The sequence below is a fragment of the Burkholderia contaminans genome, assembly GCF_029633825.1.
GTDB classification, from domain to species: Bacteria; Pseudomonadota; Gammaproteobacteria; order Burkholderiales; family Burkholderiaceae; genus Burkholderia; species Burkholderia contaminans.
On record NZ_CP090642.1, the window covers coordinates 400437 to 420288 of the forward strand.

General features: G+C 62.8%; 19 protein-coding genes and 1 pseudogene. 8 read left to right on the forward strand and 12 right to left on the reverse strand.

Annotated elements, in window-relative coordinates:
* The first annotated feature begins 80 nt into the window (after window positions 1-80).
* Entirely contained in the window at window positions 81-1556 is a 1476-nt protein-coding gene (locus LXE91_RS33915; RefSeq protein WP_039362450.1) for a coniferyl aldehyde dehydrogenase, read from the forward strand.
* Between the two features lie 116 nt (window positions 1557-1672).
* Here the strand turns inward: LXE91_RS33915 and LXE91_RS33920 are convergent, their stop codons facing one another.
* Window positions 1673-2551: a LysR substrate-binding domain-containing protein gene (locus LXE91_RS33920; protein ID WP_039362452.1), complete on the reverse strand. Its 879-nt coding sequence runs from the start codon at window positions 2549-2551 to the stop codon at window positions 1673-1675.
* A gap of 132 nt (window positions 2552-2683) precedes the next feature.
* Between LXE91_RS33920 and LXE91_RS33925 the strand changes: the two genes are divergently transcribed.
* Window positions 2684-3316, forward strand: a complete 633-nt coding sequence (locus tag LXE91_RS33925) for an FMN-dependent NADH-azoreductase (protein WP_039362454.1) — start codon at window positions 2684-2686, stop codon at window positions 3314-3316.
* Window positions 3317-3393: 77 nt separating this feature from the next.
* Here the strand turns inward: LXE91_RS33925 and LXE91_RS33930 are convergent, their stop codons facing one another.
* Entirely contained in the window at window positions 3394-4011 is a 618-nt protein-coding gene (locus LXE91_RS33930) for a LysE family translocator (RefSeq protein ID WP_039362507.1), read from the reverse strand.
* Between the two features lie 67 nt (window positions 4012-4078).
* Between LXE91_RS33930 and LXE91_RS33935 the strand changes: the two genes are divergently transcribed.
* A complete protein-coding gene (locus LXE91_RS33935) occupies window positions 4079-5002 on the forward strand; it encodes a LysR family transcriptional regulator (protein ID WP_039362456.1) in 924 nt (307 codons plus the stop codon).
* 133 nt (window positions 5003-5135) lie between these two features.
* On the opposite strand, the gene LXE91_RS33940 is transcribed toward LXE91_RS33935, so the two are convergent.
* Window positions 5136-6002 carry a LysR family transcriptional regulator gene (locus tag LXE91_RS33940; protein WP_039362458.1) on the reverse strand — a complete coding sequence of 289 codons (867 nt, stop codon included), beginning with the start codon at window positions 6000-6002 and terminating at the stop codon, window positions 5136-5138.
* 96 nt (window positions 6003-6098) lie between these two features.
* On the opposite strand from LXE91_RS33940, the gene LXE91_RS33945 reads away from it, so the two are divergent.
* The gene (locus tag LXE91_RS33945) at window positions 6099-7505 is read left to right on the forward strand and encodes an MFS transporter (RefSeq protein WP_039362461.1); all 1407 of its coding nucleotides are present in this window, start codon (window positions 6099-6101) and stop codon (window positions 7503-7505) included.
* On the opposite strand, the gene LXE91_RS33950 is transcribed toward LXE91_RS33945, so the two are convergent.
* Window positions 7499-8107 carry a short chain dehydrogenase gene (locus LXE91_RS33950; protein WP_039362470.1) on the reverse strand — a complete coding sequence of 203 codons (609 nt, stop codon included), beginning with the start codon at window positions 8105-8107 and terminating at the stop codon, window positions 7499-7501. The two genes, LXE91_RS33945 and LXE91_RS33950, sit on opposite strands and share 7 nt — an antisense overlap.
* A 106-nt stretch (window positions 8108-8213) precedes the next feature.
* On the opposite strand from LXE91_RS33950, the gene LXE91_RS33955 reads away from it, so the two are divergent.
* Window positions 8214-9107: a LysR family transcriptional regulator gene (locus LXE91_RS33955; RefSeq protein ID WP_039362473.1), complete on the forward strand. Its 894-nt coding sequence runs from the start codon at window positions 8214-8216 to the stop codon at window positions 9105-9107.
* Between the two features lie 192 nt (window positions 9108-9299).
* Here the strand turns inward: LXE91_RS33955 and LXE91_RS33960 are convergent, their stop codons facing one another.
* Genes LXE91_RS33960 through LXE91_RS33975 form a run of 4 tightly spaced genes read right to left on the reverse strand, consistent with a single transcriptional unit; the run spans window position 9300 to window position 12179 of the window.
* On the reverse strand, window positions 9300-9935 hold the full coding sequence (locus LXE91_RS33960; protein WP_039362476.1) for a DsbA family protein: 636 nt from the start codon (window positions 9933-9935) through the stop codon (window positions 9300-9302).
* Window positions 9936-9963: 28 nt separating this feature from the next.
* Window positions 9964-10875 carry an oxidoreductase gene (locus tag LXE91_RS33965; protein WP_039362510.1) on the reverse strand — a complete coding sequence of 304 codons (912 nt, stop codon included), beginning with the start codon at window positions 10873-10875 and terminating at the stop codon, window positions 9964-9966.
* A gap of 29 nt (window positions 10876-10904) precedes the next feature.
* Window positions 10905-11501 (reverse strand): NAD(P)-dependent oxidoreductase, encoded by a 597-nt coding sequence (locus LXE91_RS33970; protein WP_046196381.1) that lies wholly within the window; start codon window positions 11499-11501, stop codon window positions 10905-10907.
* Between the two features lie 60 nt (window positions 11502-11561).
* Window positions 11562-12179, reverse strand: coding sequence for an FMN-dependent NADH-azoreductase (locus LXE91_RS33975; RefSeq protein ID WP_039362479.1), 618 nt, complete (start codon window positions 12177-12179; stop codon window positions 11562-11564).
* 109 nt (window positions 12180-12288) lie between these two features.
* On the opposite strand from LXE91_RS33975, the gene LXE91_RS33980 reads away from it, so the two are divergent.
* Both LXE91_RS33980 and LXE91_RS33985 read left to right on the forward strand, forming a co-directional pair.
* Window positions 12289-12723, forward strand: coding sequence for a winged helix-turn-helix transcriptional regulator (locus tag LXE91_RS33980; RefSeq protein ID WP_039362482.1), 435 nt, complete (start codon window positions 12289-12291; stop codon window positions 12721-12723).
* 291 nt (window positions 12724-13014) lie between these two features.
* Window positions 13015-13719, forward strand: a complete 705-nt coding sequence (locus LXE91_RS33985) for a hypothetical protein (RefSeq protein ID WP_039362484.1) — start codon at window positions 13015-13017, stop codon at window positions 13717-13719.
* Window positions 13720-13823: 104 nt separating this feature from the next.
* On the opposite strand, the gene LXE91_RS33990 is transcribed toward LXE91_RS33985, so the two are convergent.
* On the reverse strand, window positions 13824-15158 hold the full coding sequence (locus LXE91_RS33990) for a hypothetical protein (protein WP_039362487.1): 1335 nt from the start codon (window positions 15156-15158) through the stop codon (window positions 13824-13826).
* A 1285-nt stretch (window positions 15159-16443) separates the two neighbouring features.
* Between LXE91_RS33990 and LXE91_RS33995 the strand changes: the two genes are divergently transcribed.
* Window positions 16444-17610 carry a porin gene (locus tag LXE91_RS33995; protein WP_039362490.1) on the forward strand — a complete coding sequence of 389 codons (1167 nt, stop codon included), beginning with the start codon at window positions 16444-16446 and terminating at the stop codon, window positions 17608-17610.
* Window positions 17611-17896: 286 nt separating this feature from the next.
* On the opposite strand, the gene LXE91_RS34000 is transcribed toward LXE91_RS33995, so the two are convergent.
* The 3 genes and pseudogenes from LXE91_RS34000 to LXE91_RS34010 form a co-directional block, all read right to left on the reverse strand.
* A complete protein-coding gene (locus LXE91_RS34000; RefSeq protein ID WP_039362493.1) occupies window positions 17897-18436 on the reverse strand; it encodes a cytochrome b in 540 nt (179 codons plus the stop codon).
* A 116-nt stretch (window positions 18437-18552) separates the two neighbouring features.
* A pseudogene (locus tag LXE91_RS34005) lies at window positions 18553-18651 on the reverse strand (glutathione S-transferase); the annotation flags it as partial.
* 205 nt (window positions 18652-18856) lie between these two features.
* A complete protein-coding gene (locus tag LXE91_RS34010; RefSeq protein ID WP_046196382.1) occupies window positions 18857-19777 on the reverse strand; it encodes a LysR family transcriptional regulator in 921 nt (306 codons plus the stop codon).
* Window positions 19778-19852: the final 75 nt, after the last annotated feature.

Genomic DNA, 19852 nt, shown 5'->3' on the forward strand with positions numbered 1-19852 from the left:
CAGGGAACACATTGTGGTCCTATGATCCGCCGCATGCAAGTTGACAGTGTCTACATCGACGCAACCCCGTGAGGTGCACCATGGCCGTTTCCGCAGAATCCAGCTCGAGCTTCGACCCGGCGGTGTTGCTGGCCCGCCAGCGCAACGCGTTCGTGAGCGAGGGGCCGCCGAGCGTGCAACAGCGCAAGGCACGGCTCGCGCGGCTGCGCGCCGTGGTGCTCGCGTATCGCAGCGAAGTGGAGGAGGCGGTCAGCGCCGATTTCGGGCATCGCTCGCGACACGAGACCGCGATCATGGAACTGGTCGGCGTGATCCAGGCGATCGACTACCTGACGCGCAACCTGCGCCGCTTCACGAAGCCGCAGCGCCGGCACGTCGGGATCTTTTACCGGGCCGGGCAGGCGCACGTGGAGTACCAGCCGCTGGGTGTGATCGGCGTGATGGCGCCGTGGAATTATCCGTTCGCGCTCACGTTCATTCCGCTCGCCACCGCGCTGGCCGCGGGCAACCGCGCGATGCTCAAGCCGTCGGAACTGACGCCGCGCACCAGCGAGCTGATGCGCCGGATGCTCGCGGAAACCTTCCCGAGCGAAGAAGTCGCGGTCGTGCTCGGCGGCCCGGAAGTCGGCGCCGCCTTCAGCGGCTTGCCGTTCGACCATCTGCTGTTTACCGGCAGCACGCAGGTGGGCCGCAAGGTGATGAAGGCGGCCAGCGACAATCTGGTGCCGGTGACGCTCGAGCTCGGCGGCAAGAGCCCGGCGATCGTCGCGAGAGGGCACGTCGACGGCCGGACGATGTCCAGCATCGTGTTCGGCAAGTTGTCTAACGGCGGGCAGACCTGCGTCGCGCCCGACTATGCGCTGGTGCATGAAGACGACCTGGACGCGTTCGTCGCGCAATACGATGCGGCCGTCGCGCGTTTCTATCCGGACGGGCCGACCAGCCCCGACTACACGTCGATCGTCAGCGACCGGCATTTCGATCGCCTGAAATACCTCGTCGACGAAGCGCGCAGCAAGGGCGCGCGCGTGATCGAGGCGGGCGTGAACCCGCAGCAGGCGGCCACCCGCAAGCGGACGCTCGCGCCCACGCTGATCGTCGGGGCCGGCGACGATACGACCGTGATGCAGGAAGAGATCTTCGGGCCGATCCTGCCGGTGCGCACGTATCGCACGATCGACGAAGTCGTCGACTACGTCAATGCGCGCCCGCGGCCGCTTGCGCTGTATTACTTCGGCGCGCAGGACAGCGACTGCGAGTCGTTGCTCAAACGCACCACGTCGGGCAATGTCGGCATCAACAACACGCTCCTGCATGTCGCGCAGGAAGACTTGCCGTTCGGCGGCGTCGGTCCGAGCGGGATGGGCGCGTATCACGGCATCGAGGGATTCCGCGCGATGTGCCATGCCAAGGGCGTGTTCGTGCTGGGGCGCTGGAACCTGCCGAGCCTGCTGCGCGCGCCGTTCGGTAAGCTCGCGGATCTGTCGCTGGCGGCGCTGCTCGGGCGCAGCCGGGAACCGGCGGGTGCACGGGCGGGGTTGAGCGCGAAGCGTTGAGACCGATGATGCACCGGCGCCGGCGCGCGGCTGTTTCGCGAGCGGCGCGCCGTTGTGGTCGAGGGCGCGTGCGTCGGTGAATGGCTGGATCGAATCTCGACCGTGAAGGATGCCGGCTAAGGCCGGTTGCGCGAGACGGCCCCGTTGCGAATGGCGGTTTCATCGACAAGCGTCGCGGCGAATTCGACGGCGGCCGGCATTTTCGCGTCATGCATCATCACGAATGCCATGTCCGGCAGCGCCGGCAAGCCTTCGGCCACGCCCAGCTCGCGGAGCGTGTCGTCGATCGCGCTGCGCGGCACCGGCGCGATCGCGATGCCGGCGCGTGCAAACGTGAGGATGCCGGTGACGCTCGGGCTTTCGCATGCAATGCGATAGGGCATGCCGGCCAGTGCGAGCGCCTTGATGGCAGCGCCCCGGTACGGGCACGGATCGGGGAAGCACGCGAGCGGCACATCGCCTTCCGGCAGCGGCTCGTGGCGCGCAAACGCCCAGACGAGCGGCTCCCGCCACAACGTCGCGCCCTGGCCCGTGTGCGCGCACCGGCTGCCGATCACGAGATCGAATTCGCCGTTTGCGTGCCGTTGAAACAGGCTGTCGCCGATGTCGACCGTCAGATTCAGCCGCAAGCCGCGCCGCGCGGCGCCATGGCGGCGCATCACGTCGGGAAGCCAGCCCCCCGCAAAATCCTCCGATGCGCCGATACGCAGCGTCACATCGACTGCCTTGCCGCCGCCCAGCCTCGTCTTCGCTTCGTCGCTCAGGTTGAGCATCGCGCGCGCGTAGCCGAGCAGCATCCGGCCGTGCTCGGTGAGCGTGACGCTGCGCGTATTGCGGGCGAGCAGCGCCCGGCCGACCTGCTCCTCGAGGCGAGCGATCTGCGCACTGACCGCGGATTGGCTGAGATTCAGCCGGCGACCTGCGCCGGTAAAGCTCCGCACGTCGGCGATGGCGACGAACGTATGAAGCAGCGACGTGTCGAGGGGCATGTTCATTCATCACCAAATCGGGTTAATTCGATCAATTCATATCGTTTCAGGATTATAGGTCGATCCGATAGGCTGCGAAGTGCAGTGGGCGACCGCGCATCCCGCGCATCGCCGTCACTTTCGGCAAGGACCGGTTTCATGACACGCGTGCTCTATATCGAAGGCTCACCCAACAAGGACTACTCGGCATCCATCGACGTGTGCAATGCCTTTCTCGATGCGTACCGGCTCGCCCATCCCGATCACGAGATACAGAAGCTCGACATCTGGAACCTGGCGATACCCGAATTCGACGAAGCCGCGCTCGCCGCGAAATATGCGGGACTGAGCGGCAAGGCGTTGACGCCGGCTCAGGCGGCGGCATGGCAACGGATCGAGCAGCTCGCGGCGCCGTTTCACGAAGCGGACAAGCTCCTGTTCGGCGTGCCGCTGTGGAATTTCAGTATTCCGTACAAACTCAAGCACATGATCGATGCGATCTCGCAGAAGGACGTGCTGTTCACGTTCGACGGCGCCGGTTTTGCCGGCAAGCTGGCCGGGAAAAAGGCGGCGGTGGTCTATGCGCGCGGGCTCGGCTATCAGTCGCCGGGCTCGCTTACGCCAGCTGCCGAATTCGATCTTCAGCGTCCGTACATGGAGACCTGGCTCAAGTTCGTGGGCGTGACGGACGTCACCGGGATCGTCGTCGAGCGCACCTTGTTCGGTCCCGACGGAGCGGTCGATCGCAGTCGCGCGATCGACGAGGCCCGCACCATCGCGCGCACGTTCTGACGCTGCCGAACGATGTATCCGGCGCGCCGGCGAAGCGCGCCCGTCGGTTGCCTCGGCGCGTGGCGCGCCGTTTGGAGTCAGCGCCCGCCGCGGGCGATGGCAAGCGCGACGCCGAAGCCCACGAGCAGGCAGCCGAAGGTGCGGTCGATCCAGTGCCGCAGCGCCAGCAGGCGATCGCGGACGGCCGTTGCGGAGAAGCAGAGGGCCACCAGGCTGAACCAGCCGGCATGCGCGGCGGCGATGAACGCGCCGTAGCCGATCTGCACGATCAACGGCGTGTCGGGCCGCACGGCCTGCATGAACAGGCTGACGATGAACACCGTGGTCTTGGGGTTCAGCGCATTGGTCAGGAAGCCGGTGCGCAGCGCGGCCAGGTCGGATAGCGGCGCGGCCGGTGCATCCGTGTGCCCGTTGCCGGCCTTCGTCATGAGCATCTTCACGCCGAGGTAGATCAGGTAGATCGCGCCGACCAGCTTGACGGCATTGAAGAGCCACAGCGACTGGCGGATCAGCAGGCCGACGCCCAGCAGCGTGTAGCTCACGTGAACCGTCACGCCGAGCCCGATACCCAGCGCGGTGAGCACGCCCGAGCGGCGCGACAGCATCAGGCTGTTGCGCGTGACCATCGCGAAGTCCGGCCCCGGGCTGATGACGGCCAGCAGCGTGATGGTGACTACAACTATCAGTTCGGTCATCGTCTTGTCCTTGCGATTGATGGCTTGATGGCGCAATCTTATGAGTCATGTTCCATCGGGAAAAGCGATGATTTCTGACCAGAATGGTGAGATTGACTCACAGTCCATTCGCACGAACCTGCCATCGCTGATGGCGCTGCGTTGCTTCGAGGCGGCGGCGCGGCACGAGAATTTCAGCCGCGCCGCCGACGAGCTGTACCTGACTCACGGCGCGGTCAGCCGCGCGGTGCGATTGCTCGAGGACGACCTGGGCGTCGCGCTGTTCCAGCGGCGCAGCCGCCGTGTGTTCCTGACCGATGCGGGCCGCAAGCTGGCGCAGGCCGTCCATGACGGGCTGGGGCTGATGCGTCACGCCGCGCAGGAATTGCGTACCGAGGCCGCCCGCGCGCGGCGTTGGGTCCTGTCGTGCGAACCGACGCTTCTGATGCGCTGGCTGATTCCGCGCTGGCCGGATTTTCAGGCGCGGCATGCGGGCGTCGACATTCACCTGGCTGCCGCGGGCGGCCCGTTTTCATTCGACAGCGGCATCGACATGGCGATTCGACGCAATGACTTTGCGTGGCCGGCGGGCTATCACGCGGAGCGGCTGTTCGCGGAGAAGGTGGGGCCGGTCTGCCGGCCGGATAAGGTCGATGCGTGGTTTTCCGCGCGTCGTGGGAGTCGTTCGTTGAAGACGGACGCGCCGCGATTGCACACGCGGACCCGGCCGGACGCGTGGAAGGAATGGGCGGTGGCGGCGAATCAGCCGGCGGCAGGCGGGCGCGGGCAGACGTTCGATCATTTCTATTTCAGTCTGCAGGCGGCCGTCGCGGGGCTCGGTGTCGCCATCGGCCCGTGGCATCTCGTTCGCGACGACATCGAAAGCGGTGTGCTGGTCGCGCCAATGGGGTTCGTCGAGGATGGCTCGCACTACTGCTTGTTGACGCCGGAACCGGTGGTGGCGGGGAGTGCGCAGGGGGATGTGCTGGGGTGGTTGAGGGCGGCGGTTTGATGGGGCGTGTGTGCGCAGATGAGGAGACGCCGCGCGCCCCCATCGAAGGGGTGTGGCGAAGCTCGGCGCAGGCATCGCGATCGGTCGTCCCGGCGCCCGGTATCGCACGCCAGGGTGATCGACGTCGCTACTGCTACGAATCCGGTGAGAAGGTCCTGCTCGTCACGTCAGCGATGAAGTCGATTGCCGCGCGAATCGACGGTGAATGCCTGAGATCGGCGTGCACGACCAGCCAGATGTCGCGGGCGTACGGTTCCCCGTCGAACGGCAGGCGCTGCAGTCCGGGATCGCTGTCGCCCATGAACACCGGCAGGCCCGCTACGCCGATTCCCGTCCGGGCCGCGACCTGCTGCGTGGTGATATCGCTGACTTCGCATGCGATGCGGCGACCTCGGGCGATCGACTCGAGCCACTTCTGATGCGGCATTTCCGCGAATTGCGCGTCGTAGCAGATGAAGGCCCAATCGTCGGGCGTCGACGCGTGCGCATAGTCGCGACTCGCATAGAGCCCGAAAGCCATCTCGCCCAGCTTGCGCGTCACGTTTTGCGGCTCCTCGGGGCGGAACAGGCGCACGGCGATATCCGCTTCACGACGGGCGAGCGATACGCTTTGCGCCTGGCTGGCCATCGACAGCCGGATGCCCGGATGCAATTGCGCGAATGCATACAGATGATTCGCGAAGAAATTGTTGGCGAGCACGGGCGGCACGCTGATCGTCACGGTGCCGTGCATCGGCAGGTGTTCCGTGAGCGCGAGACGCTCGATCGCAAACGCGTGTTCTTCCATTTTCCCGGCGAATTCGAGAATCTGCCGGCCGGCGGCGGTCGGCCGGCACGCGCGCGGCAACCTGTCGATCACGCGCATCTTCAATTCGGATTCCAGTGCGGCTAGGCGACGGCTGACTGTCGCATGGTCGACGTTCAACCGCCTGGCGGCCGCGGAAAGACTCCCCGCTTGAGCGACGGCAACGAAGTAACGCAGGTTTTCCCAGTCGAACATCGGTGCATTTTCTCCAGGTTGCTGTGCTGTTTTACGGAATATTCGCACAGAAGGCGATCCTCTACGCTTCAATCCTCCGAATGCGAAGGATTGCCGATGCAGACATCATCAACACATCACCCGCGGCTGGTTCAAACGGCGGCGTGCCTCGGTTATGCGGTCGTCCTGATCGACGTCAGCGTCGTCAACGTTGCGCTCGATGCCTTGCGAACGGCGTTTGGCGCAGCGCTCACCGACCTGCAATGGGTCGTCAACGCGTATGCGCTCGTGTTCGCGGCGACCCTGCTGATGGCAGGCGCGCTCGGCGACCGGCTTGGCGCAAAGCGCGTGTTCATTGCCGGTTACGCGATCTTCACGCTGTCGTCGATCGGCTGCGGCATGGCGCATTCCATCGGCGCGTTGATCGCGTGGCGTCTCGTTCAGGGAATAGGTGCGTCGCTGCTGGTGCCGAACTCGCTGGCCGTGCTGCGTCTCGCATTCGACGACTCGGCAGCGCGTAGCCGTGCGATCGGCTGGTGGGGCGCCGGCGGCGGCATTGCGCTGGCAGCGGGGCCGCTGGCCGGCGGGTTGCTCATCGCTGCAGTCGGCTGGCGCAGCATTTTCCTGGTCAACGTGCCGGTCGGCATCGCCGGTATCTGGATGACGTGGCGGTTTGCACCCGACACGAAAGCGCAGGGCGGCAGGCGCCTCGATCTTCCCGCGCAACTGACCGGTGCGTTTGCGCTGGCGGCGCTCACGTTCGCGTCGACCGAGATCAGTGCGCTGGGATGGCGCAGTCCGGTCATCGTGAGTGCGTTCGCGTTGTGCGCTGCGTTGGGCATCGCGTTCGTCCGGCTGGCGGCGCGCAATCCGGACGCGATGCTGCCGGCCGGGTTGTGGCAGGACCGCATCGTCCGCAGCTCGATCGTGATCGGCGCGATCGCGAACCTGGTCTTCTACGGCATCGTCTTTACGTTGAGCCTGCTGTTTCAGTCGGTCTGGCATATGACGCCCGTGCGCGCGGGTGTCGCGTTTTTGCCGATGATGGGCGTGCTGATGGTCATGAGCATCGTCGCCGGGCGACTGACCGGCAGGCTGGGGGCGCGCACACTGGCGACGGCCGGGTTGTCGATTTCAGCGTTCGGTTATCTGGCGATGTGGCCGGCGATCGCTGCGCAATCCAGCGGATTGCTTGCGATACCGATGCTGCTTGCGGGCAGCGGCATCGCGCTGACGATACCGACCATCATGGATGCGGCGCTCGCGGCCGTGAGCGGCACGCAGTCAGGTGTGGCGTCGGGGTTGTTGAATACGGCGCGACAGGTGGGCGGCGTGATGGGCGTCGCGCTGTTCGGCTTCTTCGTTCGCGAGGCAGGGGGTGGGGCGTTTGTTCACGGGATGGAGCGGGCGTTGATCGTTTCGGTGCTGCTGCTGGTGGTCGGTGCGGCGATGGCCTGGCGGAATCTGGGGCAGCCGGCGGCGCGCGGGATTCGGGCTCGCGGGGCGAGCCCTCAGCGTCAGTGACCCACCCGATATACGCGGCCGCTGTGCACGCCTTCCACGCTGCGTCGATACGCCATTGCCACACGTGCCGCCGGCACACTTTCGCAGCCGGGGAAAAACGGACCGAACCGGCCCACGGATTCGGTCAGTACGGTCGGGCTCACGGCATTGATCCGGATGCTCCGTGGAAAATCGCATGCGGCTGCGCGCACGAATCCTTCAATCCCGGCATTCGAGGTTGCGGCGTTGGCGCCTTGCGCGATCGGGTCATCGACCGCGATGCCTGAGGTCAGCGTGATCGACCCGCGATCGGACAGATAGTGCTGACCCACCAGCGCGACGCGCACCTGGCTCAGTAGCTTGTCCTGCAATCCGTGGTGGAATTCGGCCGCCGTCATCTTTTCAATCGGCGCCAGGATGACATTGCCTGCGGCAACGATGATCGCGTCGACCGGGCCGATCGTTTCGAACAACGCACTCACGCTCTCGTCGCGGGTTATATCGACCTGGTGGTCGCCGGAGGTACGACCCACGCGAATGACTTCGTGTTTTTTGTCACGCGCCAGCTCATCTGCCACGGCACGACCGACGTCCCCGCCGGCGCCGATTACAACGATCTTCATGGAACGACTCCTTTTCGATTTCGGGTTGGAGCAGCCATTGTTCAGCGAACCAATATTGGGATAAACGTGCTTTAATTTCCGACACTGCTAACCAGAAGTTCGGAATATGGACAAGCTGCGTTCAATGGAAACCTTCGTCGCCGTCGTCGAAGGCGGCAACTTCACCGAGGCGGCGCAGCGGCTTGGCATGTCGGCGGTCATGGTGGGCAAGTACGTGCGTGAACTTGAGGAGCGCCTCGGGGCGCGCATGCTGGAGCGCACTACGCGACGACAGAGCCTGACGGATGCGGGGCGCGTGTTCTACGAAGATGCCAGGCGCGCGCTCGAACAAGTGCGGATCGCCGAGACGTCGGTCGAGCGGTTGCGCGCGTCGCCCTCGGGCACGTTGCGTATCAGTGCGCCGATTACCTTTGGCGCGTGTGTCGTCGCGCCGTTGGCGGCGACGTTCCAGCAGATGTACCCGCTTGTGCGCATCGAGCTGGCGTTGAGCAATCGTGTCGTTGACCTGATTGATGAAGGGTTCGATCTGGCCATTCGCATTGGTGAGCTGGGCGATGTCGATCTGGTCGCGAAGCCACTGGCCATGTACCGGATGGTGATCTGTGCTTCGCCCGGTTATCTGGCGCGGCATGGGCGTCCGGAGACGCCGCAGGACCTGGGCGCGCATCACTGCCTGTCTCACTCGGTGTGGAGTGGTCGTGGCGGGTGGAAACTCGGTGGGTGGGATGGGCCGCAGGTGTCGACGGATCCGGTTTTTACGTGCGACGACGGGAACGGACTGCGTATGGCAGCCATCGCGGGCGCGGGGTTGTTGTTGCAGCCTGAAGTTCTGGTCGCGCACGATCTGGCGAGCGGGGCGCTGGTGCCGGTGTTGGAAGCATACTTGCCCGAGCCGCATCCGATTCATGTCGTGTATCGGCAGGACCGGCGGCCGCTGCCGAAGCTGACACGATTTGTCGAGTATTTGATTGAGCAGGTGGGGGGAAGGGACGGGGCTTAGGGGAGTGGCGCGTAGTCGACCCGTTGCAGTCGGTCGCAAGATCGTGGTCCCTTCATCGCTTTTTGAAGTACTGCGATGATCCGGCGGCCTGTCTTTTTGGCCGGCCATCGGCGAACACAGTCAACAGCTCCGCAGAACCTTATCGACTGGGCGTACGCAGAGACCCGAGTCTTTGGATTTGTCGAAGCCGCGTCAGAGAGAGATTGCGCCGGAAGCTGCTTGTATCGCCGCGGCAATCTCGTCTTCTCTGCGCCCGCCATTGATGGCAATGCTTCCCCCAAAGACAAAGTGAGGAACCGAACGGACACCAGCATTGGCCGCCTTGAGCGCTTCCGCTTCGACGCGACGGTGCTGTTCGGGATCAAGAGCGATGGCGCGCGCCTGATCGCGGTCAAAACCGTAGTCGGCGGCAATGTCGGCCAGCACGTCCGCATTGGCGATGTTCTTCGCTGCGATGAAATAAGCATGACTGATTGCAACTGCGAGCCTGTGCTGCGTGTCAAGCCCGGCGGCTGCCAGTATCACGGCATGAGCAGCTTGAGTCGGATAGGCCCGGAGCTGGCGACCAAGATCCAGGTCGAAGCCCGAAGCGCGGGCTTCTCGTTCAGGGCGAGTGAACGCGATTTTCGGATCGGTTATGCCGTTGCGCGAGCGCAGCAAATCAGGAATGTGGAGGCCGCCTGCCGGCGCATCCGGCAGCAGCAGGGCTGGATGCTGCCGAATGCCGACGGCCAGGTTGGGGAAACGCTCCGCCAGCACTTTATCGAGACGGTGATGCCCGACGATGCACCACGGGCACGTGATTTCAGTATAGAGGTCTATTTGCATACGACGTTCTCGGGATCCGATCTTCGCGCTATGAACTTGCCGGCAGTTCGGCATCGATTCCGGTCAGTTGAACCGATACGTCCCACAGTCGTCGTGCGAGTTCCGGATTCCGTGCGTCCTCAGACGGAGTGCATTCACCAGAGGGGCCTCGCAATTCGGAAGTTTTCGTCGGCCCGTAATAGCCGCCGGGCTTTATTTGTCCGGTCGCCGCTTGCAATGCGCCCCACGCGCCCTGTGCAGGCGTGTTGAAAAACAGCCCGATCAATGACATGGCGGCGTTGCCCCACCAGCTATCGCGCGCTAGGTTGGTTCCAGCAAGGCCAGGATGGCAGGCCACTGCCGTAACAGGCGTACCCGCCGCTCGCAATCGCCGATCCAGCTCAAAGATGAAAAGCAGATTCGCAAGCTTGCTGGCTGCATAGCGAGGCATCCACTTGTAACGCTTCTTCGCATCAAGATCGTCCCACTCGATCTTCGCGTCCTTGTGCAGACCGCTGCTCGTAACGACGATGCGCGACCCGGATGTTTCCGCGAGCTTGGGCAACATGAGCGCAGTGAACGCGAAGCAACCAAGATGATTGACGCCGAATGTCAGCTCGAAGCCTTGCACCGTGTGCCTTAGCTTCGGCCCTTGCACGCCCGCGTTATTGATGAGCACGTCGATACGCGGTTCCTTGTCGGCCAGTTTTGCTGCGTTCCGCACGCTCGTCAGGTCTGCGAGATCGAGCGGCAGGAATGCGAGATTTGCTCCAGGGGTCTTCAGACGAATCCGGCTGATAGCCGCTTGCGCTTTCGACTCGTCACGGCACGCGAGAAGCACCCTGGCTCGCCGCGCCGCCAACGTACGCGCTATTTCAAAGCCTATGCCGGTGTTGGCGCCGGTGACGACAAAAGTCTTTCCCGATTGATCGGGTACATCGGCATCGGTGAATCCGCTCATGGCGTGAACCTTGTCGAGATGCTGCCGGGTCAATGATCAGCGATGCCAGGCGCGGCACGCACGAACTTCCTGTCGGTCACCTGGTCAACCAGGAACTTCGCAAGATTGCCTCTGGAGAGCCTCATGCCGAGTCTGGTCGTACCATACCAACCCACATCCACGCTGCCGTCTGCGGGGCCATCCTTGAGGTTAGGAATGCGTACCAGTGTCCAGTCCAGGTTCGAGTTGGCGACCAATTCGCCAGTCGCCTTGATGTCCTCATACCCCTTGCGCGCGATAACCTTGAACAACAGCGCGAACGCATGGGGTTTGAAGGCAAAGCCATCCTTGGGATCGCGATAGGCAGCCGTTGAAATCTGGACAAGACGGCGCACGCCTGCGCGCTTCATCGCGGCGATGATGTTGCTCAAGCTGTGCATGACCGGCTTGTCGCCTTGCACCTTGAGACCGTTGGGGCCAAGGGCGCTGATGACTGCATCGGCACCTTGGATGCACTTCGCAATGGCGCTCTGGTCTTGCAGGTCGCCGACAACAATTTCGATCCTTCCCGCGAACGACGCGAGTTTCTTTGCGTCGCGCGTATAGACCGACAGGGTGTAGCCCTGCTTCAGGGCTTCCTCGATGATGTGCGTTCCGGTCGGCCCGGTTGCACCGAATAGCGCGACGTTTTTTTCCCGGCCATGAGGTCACGCAGCCTTCGCCAACAAGGTCTTGATGGCCGTTTCGGTGTTGGCGATTGCGGCCTTCGCCGCATCGGGGCCGAAAACCGTGCCTTCGACACGCACCACTTCAACGTCGGTCAGGCCGATGAAACCGAGCAGATGCAGCAAATAGTTGGTCTGGAAGTCGAACGGTGCCCAAGCACCTTCCGAGAACACGCCGCCGGCAGCGGTAACGAGATAGACCTTCTTGCCGGTCAGCAGCCCCTTCGGCCCAGTATCGCCGTAGCCGAAGGTGACGCCCGGCCAGGTGACGTGATCGAACCACGCCTTGAGCTGCGAGGGCAGACTGAAGTTGATCATGCCCGAACCGAGCACGATGACATCGGCGACCTTCAACTCATCGACCAGGTCTTGCGCGACCTTCACCGCCTCCACCTGTTCCGGCGTGCGATCTCCGGGCGACATGATTCGCCCCTGGATGTAGGCCGGTGCGATATGGGGGGGAGGATTCGCGGCAAGGTCGCGCACGGTCAGCAGGCCGCCCGTGCGGGCCTGGATGCCCTCTGCGATTTCGGTTGCGAAGCGGGTGGACAGGCTGTCACCCCCGCGCGGGCTGGACGTGACAAGCAGGGTGCGGCTCATGATGGCTCCCAGGTATAAAATAAGAACTAAGTTGGCTTATTAGCCTGACTTACCAATTCATACGTAGGATGGTATGGTTCCTTCCCTGTCCTCACAAGAAGGCACACGCATGTCACTTAGTCACCCTGAGCTACCCGCCGATATGCCTGCACCGGACAGTGGCGGCTGCCTGGCGACCCGCGAAATCCTGGATCGCATCGGCGACAAGTGGAGCCTCTATATCGTTGCCATGCTGGCCAATGGCCCGCGGCGCTTCAACGAATTGAAGCGCGGCATCGACGGCATTTCGCAGCGGATGCTGACACTGACCTTGCGCGGGCTGGAACGCGACGGACTGATAACGCGAACGATGTATCCAACGATTCCTCCACGCGTCGATTACGAACTGACTGACATGGGCAGAACGCTGTTGAAGCCTGTCATGGCGTTGGTCAACTGGGCGAGCGAGAATCAGGTCGCCATTGCCGAGGCGCACAAGCGTTTTGACGAGGCGCCGGAGCCAGATCAGGTCTTGATTCAGGGCGTTGTCTACCAGCGTCGATAAACGTGCCCGGGCCGCAGGCGGTCAATCGGCGTTCTCGAGAGCGGCCATTCGAAAACGCATCGATCCCCTCTGAAAAGCCGGTTTATGGCCACGACCGACTTGGGCGAATAGCCCATTTGAAGACGTTGCCGGGCAATGGCGCGTGACTAGCCTGGTCATTCACTTCAAGCGCCGCCGCCTCGACGTCAATCGCCGCCGGCCGCGCTCCCCTGGCCGATTTTCGCCGACGTGATCAGGCTGAATCGTTACAATCGCGCAGATCCCCCCTATCGACAGCGTCGAATTCGAGACATGCTGACTTCCTATTTCTGGAGCGGCGACACCATCCGCAGTCGACGCGTAAGTGACATCGTTCTTTCAAGCACGGTCGACGTGCCCGTTCCCTCCGCACGCGTGCTTGCAGACTGGGACAGAGAAACATCGTCGCGACTCGTCCTGGAACCCGGGGACGTCGAGGCGATGCCTTTGGCGCGAACGCAAGCGCGCTGGCCGGACTATAAGCGCTGCGTGCAGGCAATGTCCGACTGGACGTGCGCACTGGGGCTGCCCAACGTGCTTGCCTCCAGTGACGTAGCCCTCATGGCCTGTCGTGGCGCGAAGTACCACCATGACGGTGCGCAATATGGCGGTGCGGCCTTCTGCAATCTATTCCTGAGCGACGACCGGGGGCTGGACTTGCATTTTCCCGCTACGGGCCATCGCATTCCCCTGACCCGGGGGACAGCCGTGATATTCGATACCGGCCAGCCTCATGGTGTCATTCAGCGCCGCAGCAGCGGCTTTGATGCGGCCGACTTCGCGACGGACCGGGATTGCATCCAGATATTCCTGACTTGGGAGCTTCCCATCGAAGATGTCCATGTCGGGCAAGCACTCGAGGTAGTCTTCGACATCGCCCCTTCGACCTCGCTGCACCTGGATGAGGAGCAAGTCTGGTCGAACGGCGCACCAGCCGCCGTGTGTCCGGAATCTGGTCGCTGGTACCGGGTTGACTGATTGTTCGGGTATACACGTTCCCAATGAGCGTTACCGCAAAGGGGGCACGTGCAGCGCACGTTTCGCGTTGACGCCAGCGGCTCATTGGCGCCAACGCGAAAGCATCAAGGTGCGTATCGCGATGAATAACTCCCGGCGCGCGCGGCCAGTTGAGTTTGTCGTTCTGACGCAGTGACGTACTTCGTTGTCGCGGGGAGAACAGTCCGAAGGTCGCTGATCTTCACGAGCTGGGCTGTCGCCGAAGGCCCCTGTGGCGCGGGTGTCGCCGGCAATCCTTGCCAGCGCAGGTTGAGAAAGCCCTGATGCAGACCTACGGTATCGACCCAGTTGTAAACGCCCGGGTCCGTCGGGGACACCACGAACGTGTAGGTGCCATCCGGGTTGGCCACCGCTTGGGCGTTGTTCAACGTCTGGGTGTGATTGATATAGTCGGTCGTGATCGTCCAACGTCCATAAGCTGGCGCGATGAAGTATTTGGCCCCGCCGAGGTTGACGTTCACGACCAGTGCTTCATCATCGGCAAGCTGAAAAGCGGAATAGGTCGCCGCCTGATTTGCAAGGCGTCCGCCCGAGCCGCCAAGTGATGGCGCTGGAAGCGTATTGACAGCCTGCGCATATCCCAGCGCATTGAAGGCAGCGAAGGAGGCGCCGGCACCCGGCTTCTGCAGCGTCGCCGCGAGGGTCTGCGCGACCGCCTGAGCGGATAGCGGTTGCGCCGAGACGGACGGGACCCGCTGTATCGCCAGGCTGTTGAACTGTTGCACGCCCCATTCGGTGATCGTATCTCGAACGAAGAGCGACGCCGCTCCCGAAGCGAGCGGGATGGCATTGCCATTCCCTGTCGCGGTCGAGGTGGCGTTAATGACGTAACTGCCGTCCGCGGTGGTGGCGAGCAGGTCGCCCGGCAAATTGAAGACCGTCGCGCTTGCGCTGTTGTAGACGCTGAAATTGAAATCGACCGGTTTTTGCGCGTGGACTTTGCCCGTCAAGACATAGCTCGACGCCGGGTCAACCTGGATGCGGCGATAGATGGTGTCCGGGTTGTCAAATGTCGTCCGCGAGCCTGGCACGTTCATTCCGTACCAATTGTGCGGGGCCGCGAGAATCGATACCACCTTCGGCGCGCTGGGATCGCCTGCGGCAATCGCCAGCGCCACAGAAAAAACAGCTTCGTCGACGGCCTGATCGATGTTCGTCAATGCCTCACTGGATACCCCGCCTTTTGCTTGAGCAGCTGCTAGCCAGTTGGCTTTCAACGTGGCTTTTGCCGCAATGACGGAAGGGTCCGCTACCGCGGTGATCGCGAGTTTCTCTGCTGCCAGTTGATCTGGCGTCGCCAACGGGTTCTGGCCATCTGCAGTAATCGAACTGCTTCCTCCGCCGCACGCATCCAGGAGGAACGGAAGTACGGCAAGTGCTAGCAGACGTCTATTGAACATATGGGGCGTGTGTTTTTTCTAAATATTCGAAAACGCATGGGCGCGCCCAATCTATAGGTCGTGATAAAGCAGGGGAACCAAGGAAAGTGAATATGGAAATCCATTTTTCGGCTTTGCCGCGTGTTCTCGATCCGACAAGTCAGGGCCGCTCCCATTGCCCGGTTCTGAGTCCGCATCGGCCGGCTCAATGAGCGTCCTCGAAAGACGCCAGACTTCGATACACCGGCTGAGCGCTTTCATCAATTCGTTGCATCGACGGGTTGAATCCGCAAGAAACCTGCGCCACTTGAATGTCCATCCGATCTATGTGGTGAGCTTCGCATACTGGCCGAATGCAGTCCGACGAAGAGGGGCGGCCGGTGACGTCGAAGGTGATGGACGCCGATCGGGGATGCGACTCGTCGCCAACATTCAACGATTGGTACAGTCAGCGGGTTCATGCCTGCATGTCGTAGCGATCGACCGCTTCACTGCGGATTTCGAAGTGAGGTACTGGAGGCAGCCAGGCGCTCCTCCCAATAGGCCATTTCAGCCGGTTCGATTCCGTGCATCTGCGTGCAGTCACAGATCTCCCTGGTGCATTACCTTGGCGCCGGTTTCTATTAGGGTAATCCCGATAAAGCTAAGGGTTATCAGACGCGATTAACTTATATCAAACAAATTTTGACGACGATTTATGTTCCTGATATGGTTTTTCGCACCTGCAAAGCGCGTCCCGGCTGCGTTGGTGCGTGGCGAAAGGGTTCGCGCCCGTCGCCAGCGGCTGGCCGGCCGCTCGATCGATCTGCGAGCGAGTTGGGTACGCTCAGGCCGTTTGTCGTCGCGGGTGGAGCGTGGTCCGCTTTCGTCATCGCTGACCGCGCTCGCGGGTAGTGCGTGGGCCTGGACCATCGCAATGGAGTACTTCTTCGAAATGCCATCGGAGAAACGTTCGGCTTAGCGCGGTAATCCGCTTGAGTTTTCGGCTTTGTGGAATCGGCACACGACCCATCCACGGTGCCGCATGGCTCGGGCAACAGCAAAAGCAAGGAAGCGGCTTTCGTCCGGTCGGGACGCCGCGATGGTTCGAATCGATGAGACGCCGGACAGGACGAGATGCGAGGCGTCCTTCGGCATGAAATTTTGAGGATGACGAAACGATCGAGTCAAATATGCCGATCTGACGAACACGAAGCCACCTGTTGCAACCTGAGACGACGTGCAGGCCGTGCGCCGTCATCTGCATTCGAATACGACAAAACCCGTTTCAAACAATCCCGCAACCACTCCTGACAGTGAAAGACAGATGAAAAACAAGAAAATCAAGGTCAGCGTTATCGCTGTTGCCGCCTTCGCAGCATCGTCGGCAGCGATGGCACAGTCGTCGATCACGCTGTATGGCATGCTCGATGCAGGTATCGGCTACACGTCGAACATCAACGGTCACAGTCGGTACGGCCTCGATGGTGGTGCCGCCGGTTCGAACAAGTGGGGCCTCAGGGGAACGGAAGATCTCGGCGGCGGCCTCAAGGCGATCTTCAAGATCGAAAACGGCTTCAACATCGGTACGGGCGGCATTGGCGGCCAGGGGCCTATTGGTTCCACGCGTTCGTTGTTCAACCGCCAGGCATACGTATCCCTCGCTTCCGATCAGTACGGTACCGTGCGGCTGGGGCGCCAGCTCGACGCCGTGACGGAAATGGTTCAGGTCCTGACGGGCGACGCCATTTCGGCGTCGACATTCTCGACCCCGGGCGACGTGGACAACAACGACAACACGACGAACCAGAACAGCGCAGTGAAGTACATTTCGCCGCTGATTCACGGTTTCCAGGCTGAAGGCGCGTACTCGTTCGGCGGCGTGGCCGGTTCGACGGGTTCGGGCCAATCGTGGTCGGTGGCCGCGAACTACGCTCAGGGTGGTCTGACGGTCGCCGGCGGCTACTTCCGTGCTGTCAACCAGGGAGCGAACGGGTGGACGAACGCCACGGCGCAACCCAGTTTCGGTGGTGCGCTGGGCTATCCGAGTTCGGGTTACAACGGCGGGAATGCATTCAAGAGCGCGGGCATCGCGCAAGTCGCCACTCAATACCAGATTGGTCCGTACACGGCTGGCTTGCGCTACTCGAACGCGCAGTACCAGGGCAACGCTGGCCAGCCGTCGATCCACTTCAACGTGCTGGGCGCCCTCCTGCAGTACCAGGTCACCCCGGCACTGTCGCTGGCGACCGGGTACACGTATGTGTACGGTTCTGCGGCCACGCCCGCGCTGGCTGCCGAAGGCCGCACGATGGCGTCGATCAACCAGGTGTCGCTGGGTGCGACGTACTCGCTGTCGAAGAGCACCGCGCTGTACGCGATGGGCGGGTACGTTCATGCCAAGGGCGCTCAGGCTTCCGTCGCCGACTTTGGCAACACCGCATCGGGCGGCAACCAGCTTCAAGTCAACATCGGCATGTACCACGGCTTCTGATCGCCTCGTGGAAGTCCGGAGTAGTGGCTGCACTACTCCGGCACAGCAGCATCCTGCTCGCGGCACTTCACCTCGAGCGGGTGTCGTGAGCTGAAAATTCCACTCATCGATCGTTCGTTCTGCCGGCAGTGACGAAGTTGCTGCATGGCAAGACGATCATCCCGCATCCGCATCCGCATCCGCATCCGCATCCGCATCCGCACTGCGTACAGCGGCGAATGGCGGCTGCCGGGATTTCCGATGTTCGAGGGGCCGTTTCGGGCGAACATCAACCGCCGGGTCGCGCTCAGATTCCCATCCGCTCCGCGACACCGTCACGATCGACGAACTTGTGTTTCAGCCCGGCCGCGACGTGCATGACCAGCAGCAGGCCAAGCGTCAGCACCAGCGCGCGATGCAGCGAATCGGTCAGGAGTCGCAGCGGTTCGTCGCGGCCAACCAGCACCGGCAATTCCGTGATTCCGAAGAAGCTGACCGGATGGGCGCCGGCGAGGCGATGCACGTAGCCGGTCAGCGGCACGAGACACAGCAGCAGGTACAGCACGCCGTGCAGTGCGCCGGCGATCCGCGCCTGCCACGCCGGAACGCTGGGCGGCAGCGGCGGCGGCGTATGCGTCGCACGCCACGCGAGGCGGGGCACGGTCAGCATGAAGATCAGGCTGCCGATCGACGCGTGATAGAACAGGATGCCGTTGAACTGAGTCGAGTTGTGCGGAAAGGTATCCATGTAGATCCCGATCATCAGGTTCAACAGGATCAGGATGGCGATCGACCAGTGCATGGCGATCGCGAAGCGTGTGTAGGCGACGTGGGTGGGCTGTGACATTGCGGTCTCTCCGTTTCGGTTGGGCGTCGTGCACCGGCTCGTTCGGCGTGGTGAGCGGCCTGACGCCCCGATATACCGGAGCCGGCATGGTTTTATTCCCGCGATACGGATCGATCTGGCGTGGCGTGGTGAAAACATGCGCTGACGGCGTCGAGTAATTCCAGCTCGGCGCGCTTGCTCGTCATGTGGATGACACCCTTTTCGCGATCCGTACGAATCCACTACGGGCGTCCGCCGTTCCAGTCGAAACGGACACGGACTGACTGACGCCGGATCCTGCGTCACCGTCAACGACGCTTCCCGGCCGCGAGCCGCCTAGCGTGGGCGGCGATCCCCGATCCTGAAGAGACGACGAGCGACCGGGCGCAATTGTCCGCTTGAGACGGACCGGCAGACGTTGATACCGAAACCGTAAATCCGTCAGCCTGTGACGTCCGCGCCAGACATGCCGAACAGCCGGGCGACGACCGAACGTAGCCAGCGATTGCCGGCCTCCTGATGGTAGCGCGCGTGCCAGTGTTGCCGAACGGCGAAGCCCGCGACGGGAATGGGGCATGGATGGACCGAAAGATCGCTGGCCTGAGCCAGCGTCTCGCCGATATGGCGCGGCAAGGTCGTGATCAGATCGGTGGTCTGCACGATGGCGCCGAGCCCCAGGAAACCGGGCAGTTCAAGCACCACCTGCCGTTCAATGCGCTCGCGCACGAGCGCCTGCTCGAGCAGCGCCGTGCCCGTTCCTCCCGTGATCGCTACATGGCCTTCGGTGCGATACGCGTTGACGCCGAGCCGCTTGCGAATACGCGGATGATGGCGATTCGCAAGGCATACCCAATCCTGCTCGTAGAGCTGTTGCTGATAGATGCCGCCGCTCAGCCACGGCACGTATCCAATCGCAAGATCGGCCTCGCCGGATTCGAGCGCGCGTTCCGTGTTGCCGTCGATCCGCGCAGCTTCCAGGCGCACGCGAGGCGCTTGCGCGCGCACGTATGCGAGCAGGCGCGGCAGCAGCGTCACGTGACTCGCATCGGTCATGCAGATGCGAAAACGTCTCTGCGCGGTCGCTGGATCGAAGTCGATTTCCCAGGCCGAGAAGCGCCGCAACGATTCGAGAATTTCCCGACACGGGCCGATCAGCGCATCTGCTTGCGGTGTGGGCGCCATGCCGCCGGGCGTCCGGATAAAGAGGGGATCGTGCAAATGCTCGCGCAACCGCGCGAGCCAGATGCTGACGGTCGGCTGGCTCTGACCGAGTTGTTCGGCCGCGCGCGTGACGCTGCGCGTGTCGTAGAGCAGGTCGAACAATTGCAGCAGCTTGAGGTCGGGCAGATCGGTCGGGATCATCGCAGGTCTCTATTATTGCGTAATGCAATGATGTCATTGTATCCATTGTATTGCGACATGATGCGGCGGCTCCTA

Excerpts from the sequence above, each read along its gene's own strand:
- LXE91_RS33915 (WP_039362450.1), top strand. The coding sequence starts at position 81 with ATGGCCGTTTCCGCAGAATCCAGCTCGAGCTTCGACCCGGCGGTGTTG.
- LXE91_RS33920 (WP_039362452.1), bottom strand. The coding sequence starts at position 2,551 with ATGAACATGCCCCTCGACACGTCGCTGCTTCATACGTTCGTCGCCATC.
- LXE91_RS33925 (WP_039362454.1), top strand. The coding sequence starts at position 2,684 with ATGACACGCGTGCTCTATATCGAAGGCTCACCCAACAAGGACTACTCG.
- LXE91_RS33930 (WP_039362507.1), bottom strand. The coding sequence starts at position 4,011 with ATGACCGAACTGATAGTTGTAGTCACCATCACGCTGCTGGCCGTCATC.
- LXE91_RS33935 (WP_039362456.1), top strand. The coding sequence starts at position 4,079 with ATGATTTCTGACCAGAATGGTGAGATTGACTCACAGTCCATTCGCACG.
- LXE91_RS33940 (WP_039362458.1), bottom strand. The coding sequence starts at position 6,002 with ATGTTCGACTGGGAAAACCTGCGTTACTTCGTTGCCGTCGCTCAAGCG.
- LXE91_RS33945 (WP_039362461.1), top strand. The coding sequence starts at position 6,099 with ATGCAGACATCATCAACACATCACCCGCGGCTGGTTCAAACGGCGGCG.
- LXE91_RS33950 (WP_039362470.1), bottom strand. The coding sequence starts at position 8,107 with ATGAAGATCGTTGTAATCGGCGCCGGCGGGGACGTCGGTCGTGCCGTG.
- LXE91_RS33955 (WP_039362473.1), top strand. The coding sequence starts at position 8,214 with ATGGACAAGCTGCGTTCAATGGAAACCTTCGTCGCCGTCGTCGAAGGC.
- LXE91_RS33960 (WP_039362476.1), bottom strand. The coding sequence starts at position 9,935 with ATGCAAATAGACCTCTATACTGAAATCACGTGCCCGTGGTGCATCGTC.
- LXE91_RS33965 (WP_039362510.1), bottom strand. The coding sequence starts at position 10,875 with ATGAGCGGATTCACCGATGCCGATGTACCCGATCAATCGGGAAAGACT.
- LXE91_RS33975 (WP_039362479.1), bottom strand. The coding sequence starts at position 12,179 with ATGAGCCGCACCCTGCTTGTCACGTCCAGCCCGCGCGGGGGTGACAGC.
- LXE91_RS33980 (WP_039362482.1), top strand. The coding sequence starts at position 12,289 with ATGTCACTTAGTCACCCTGAGCTACCCGCCGATATGCCTGCACCGGAC.
- LXE91_RS33985 (WP_039362484.1), top strand. The coding sequence starts at position 13,015 with ATGCTGACTTCCTATTTCTGGAGCGGCGACACCATCCGCAGTCGACGC.
- LXE91_RS33990 (WP_039362487.1), bottom strand. The coding sequence starts at position 15,158 with ATGTTCAATAGACGTCTGCTAGCACTTGCCGTACTTCCGTTCCTCCTG.
- LXE91_RS33995 (WP_039362490.1), top strand. The coding sequence starts at position 16,444 with ATGAAAAACAAGAAAATCAAGGTCAGCGTTATCGCTGTTGCCGCCTTC.
- LXE91_RS34000 (WP_039362493.1), bottom strand. The coding sequence starts at position 18,436 with ATGTCACAGCCCACCCACGTCGCCTACACACGCTTCGCGATCGCCATG.
- LXE91_RS34010 (WP_046196382.1), bottom strand. The coding sequence starts at position 19,777 with ATGATCCCGACCGATCTGCCCGACCTCAAGCTGCTGCAATTGTTCGAC.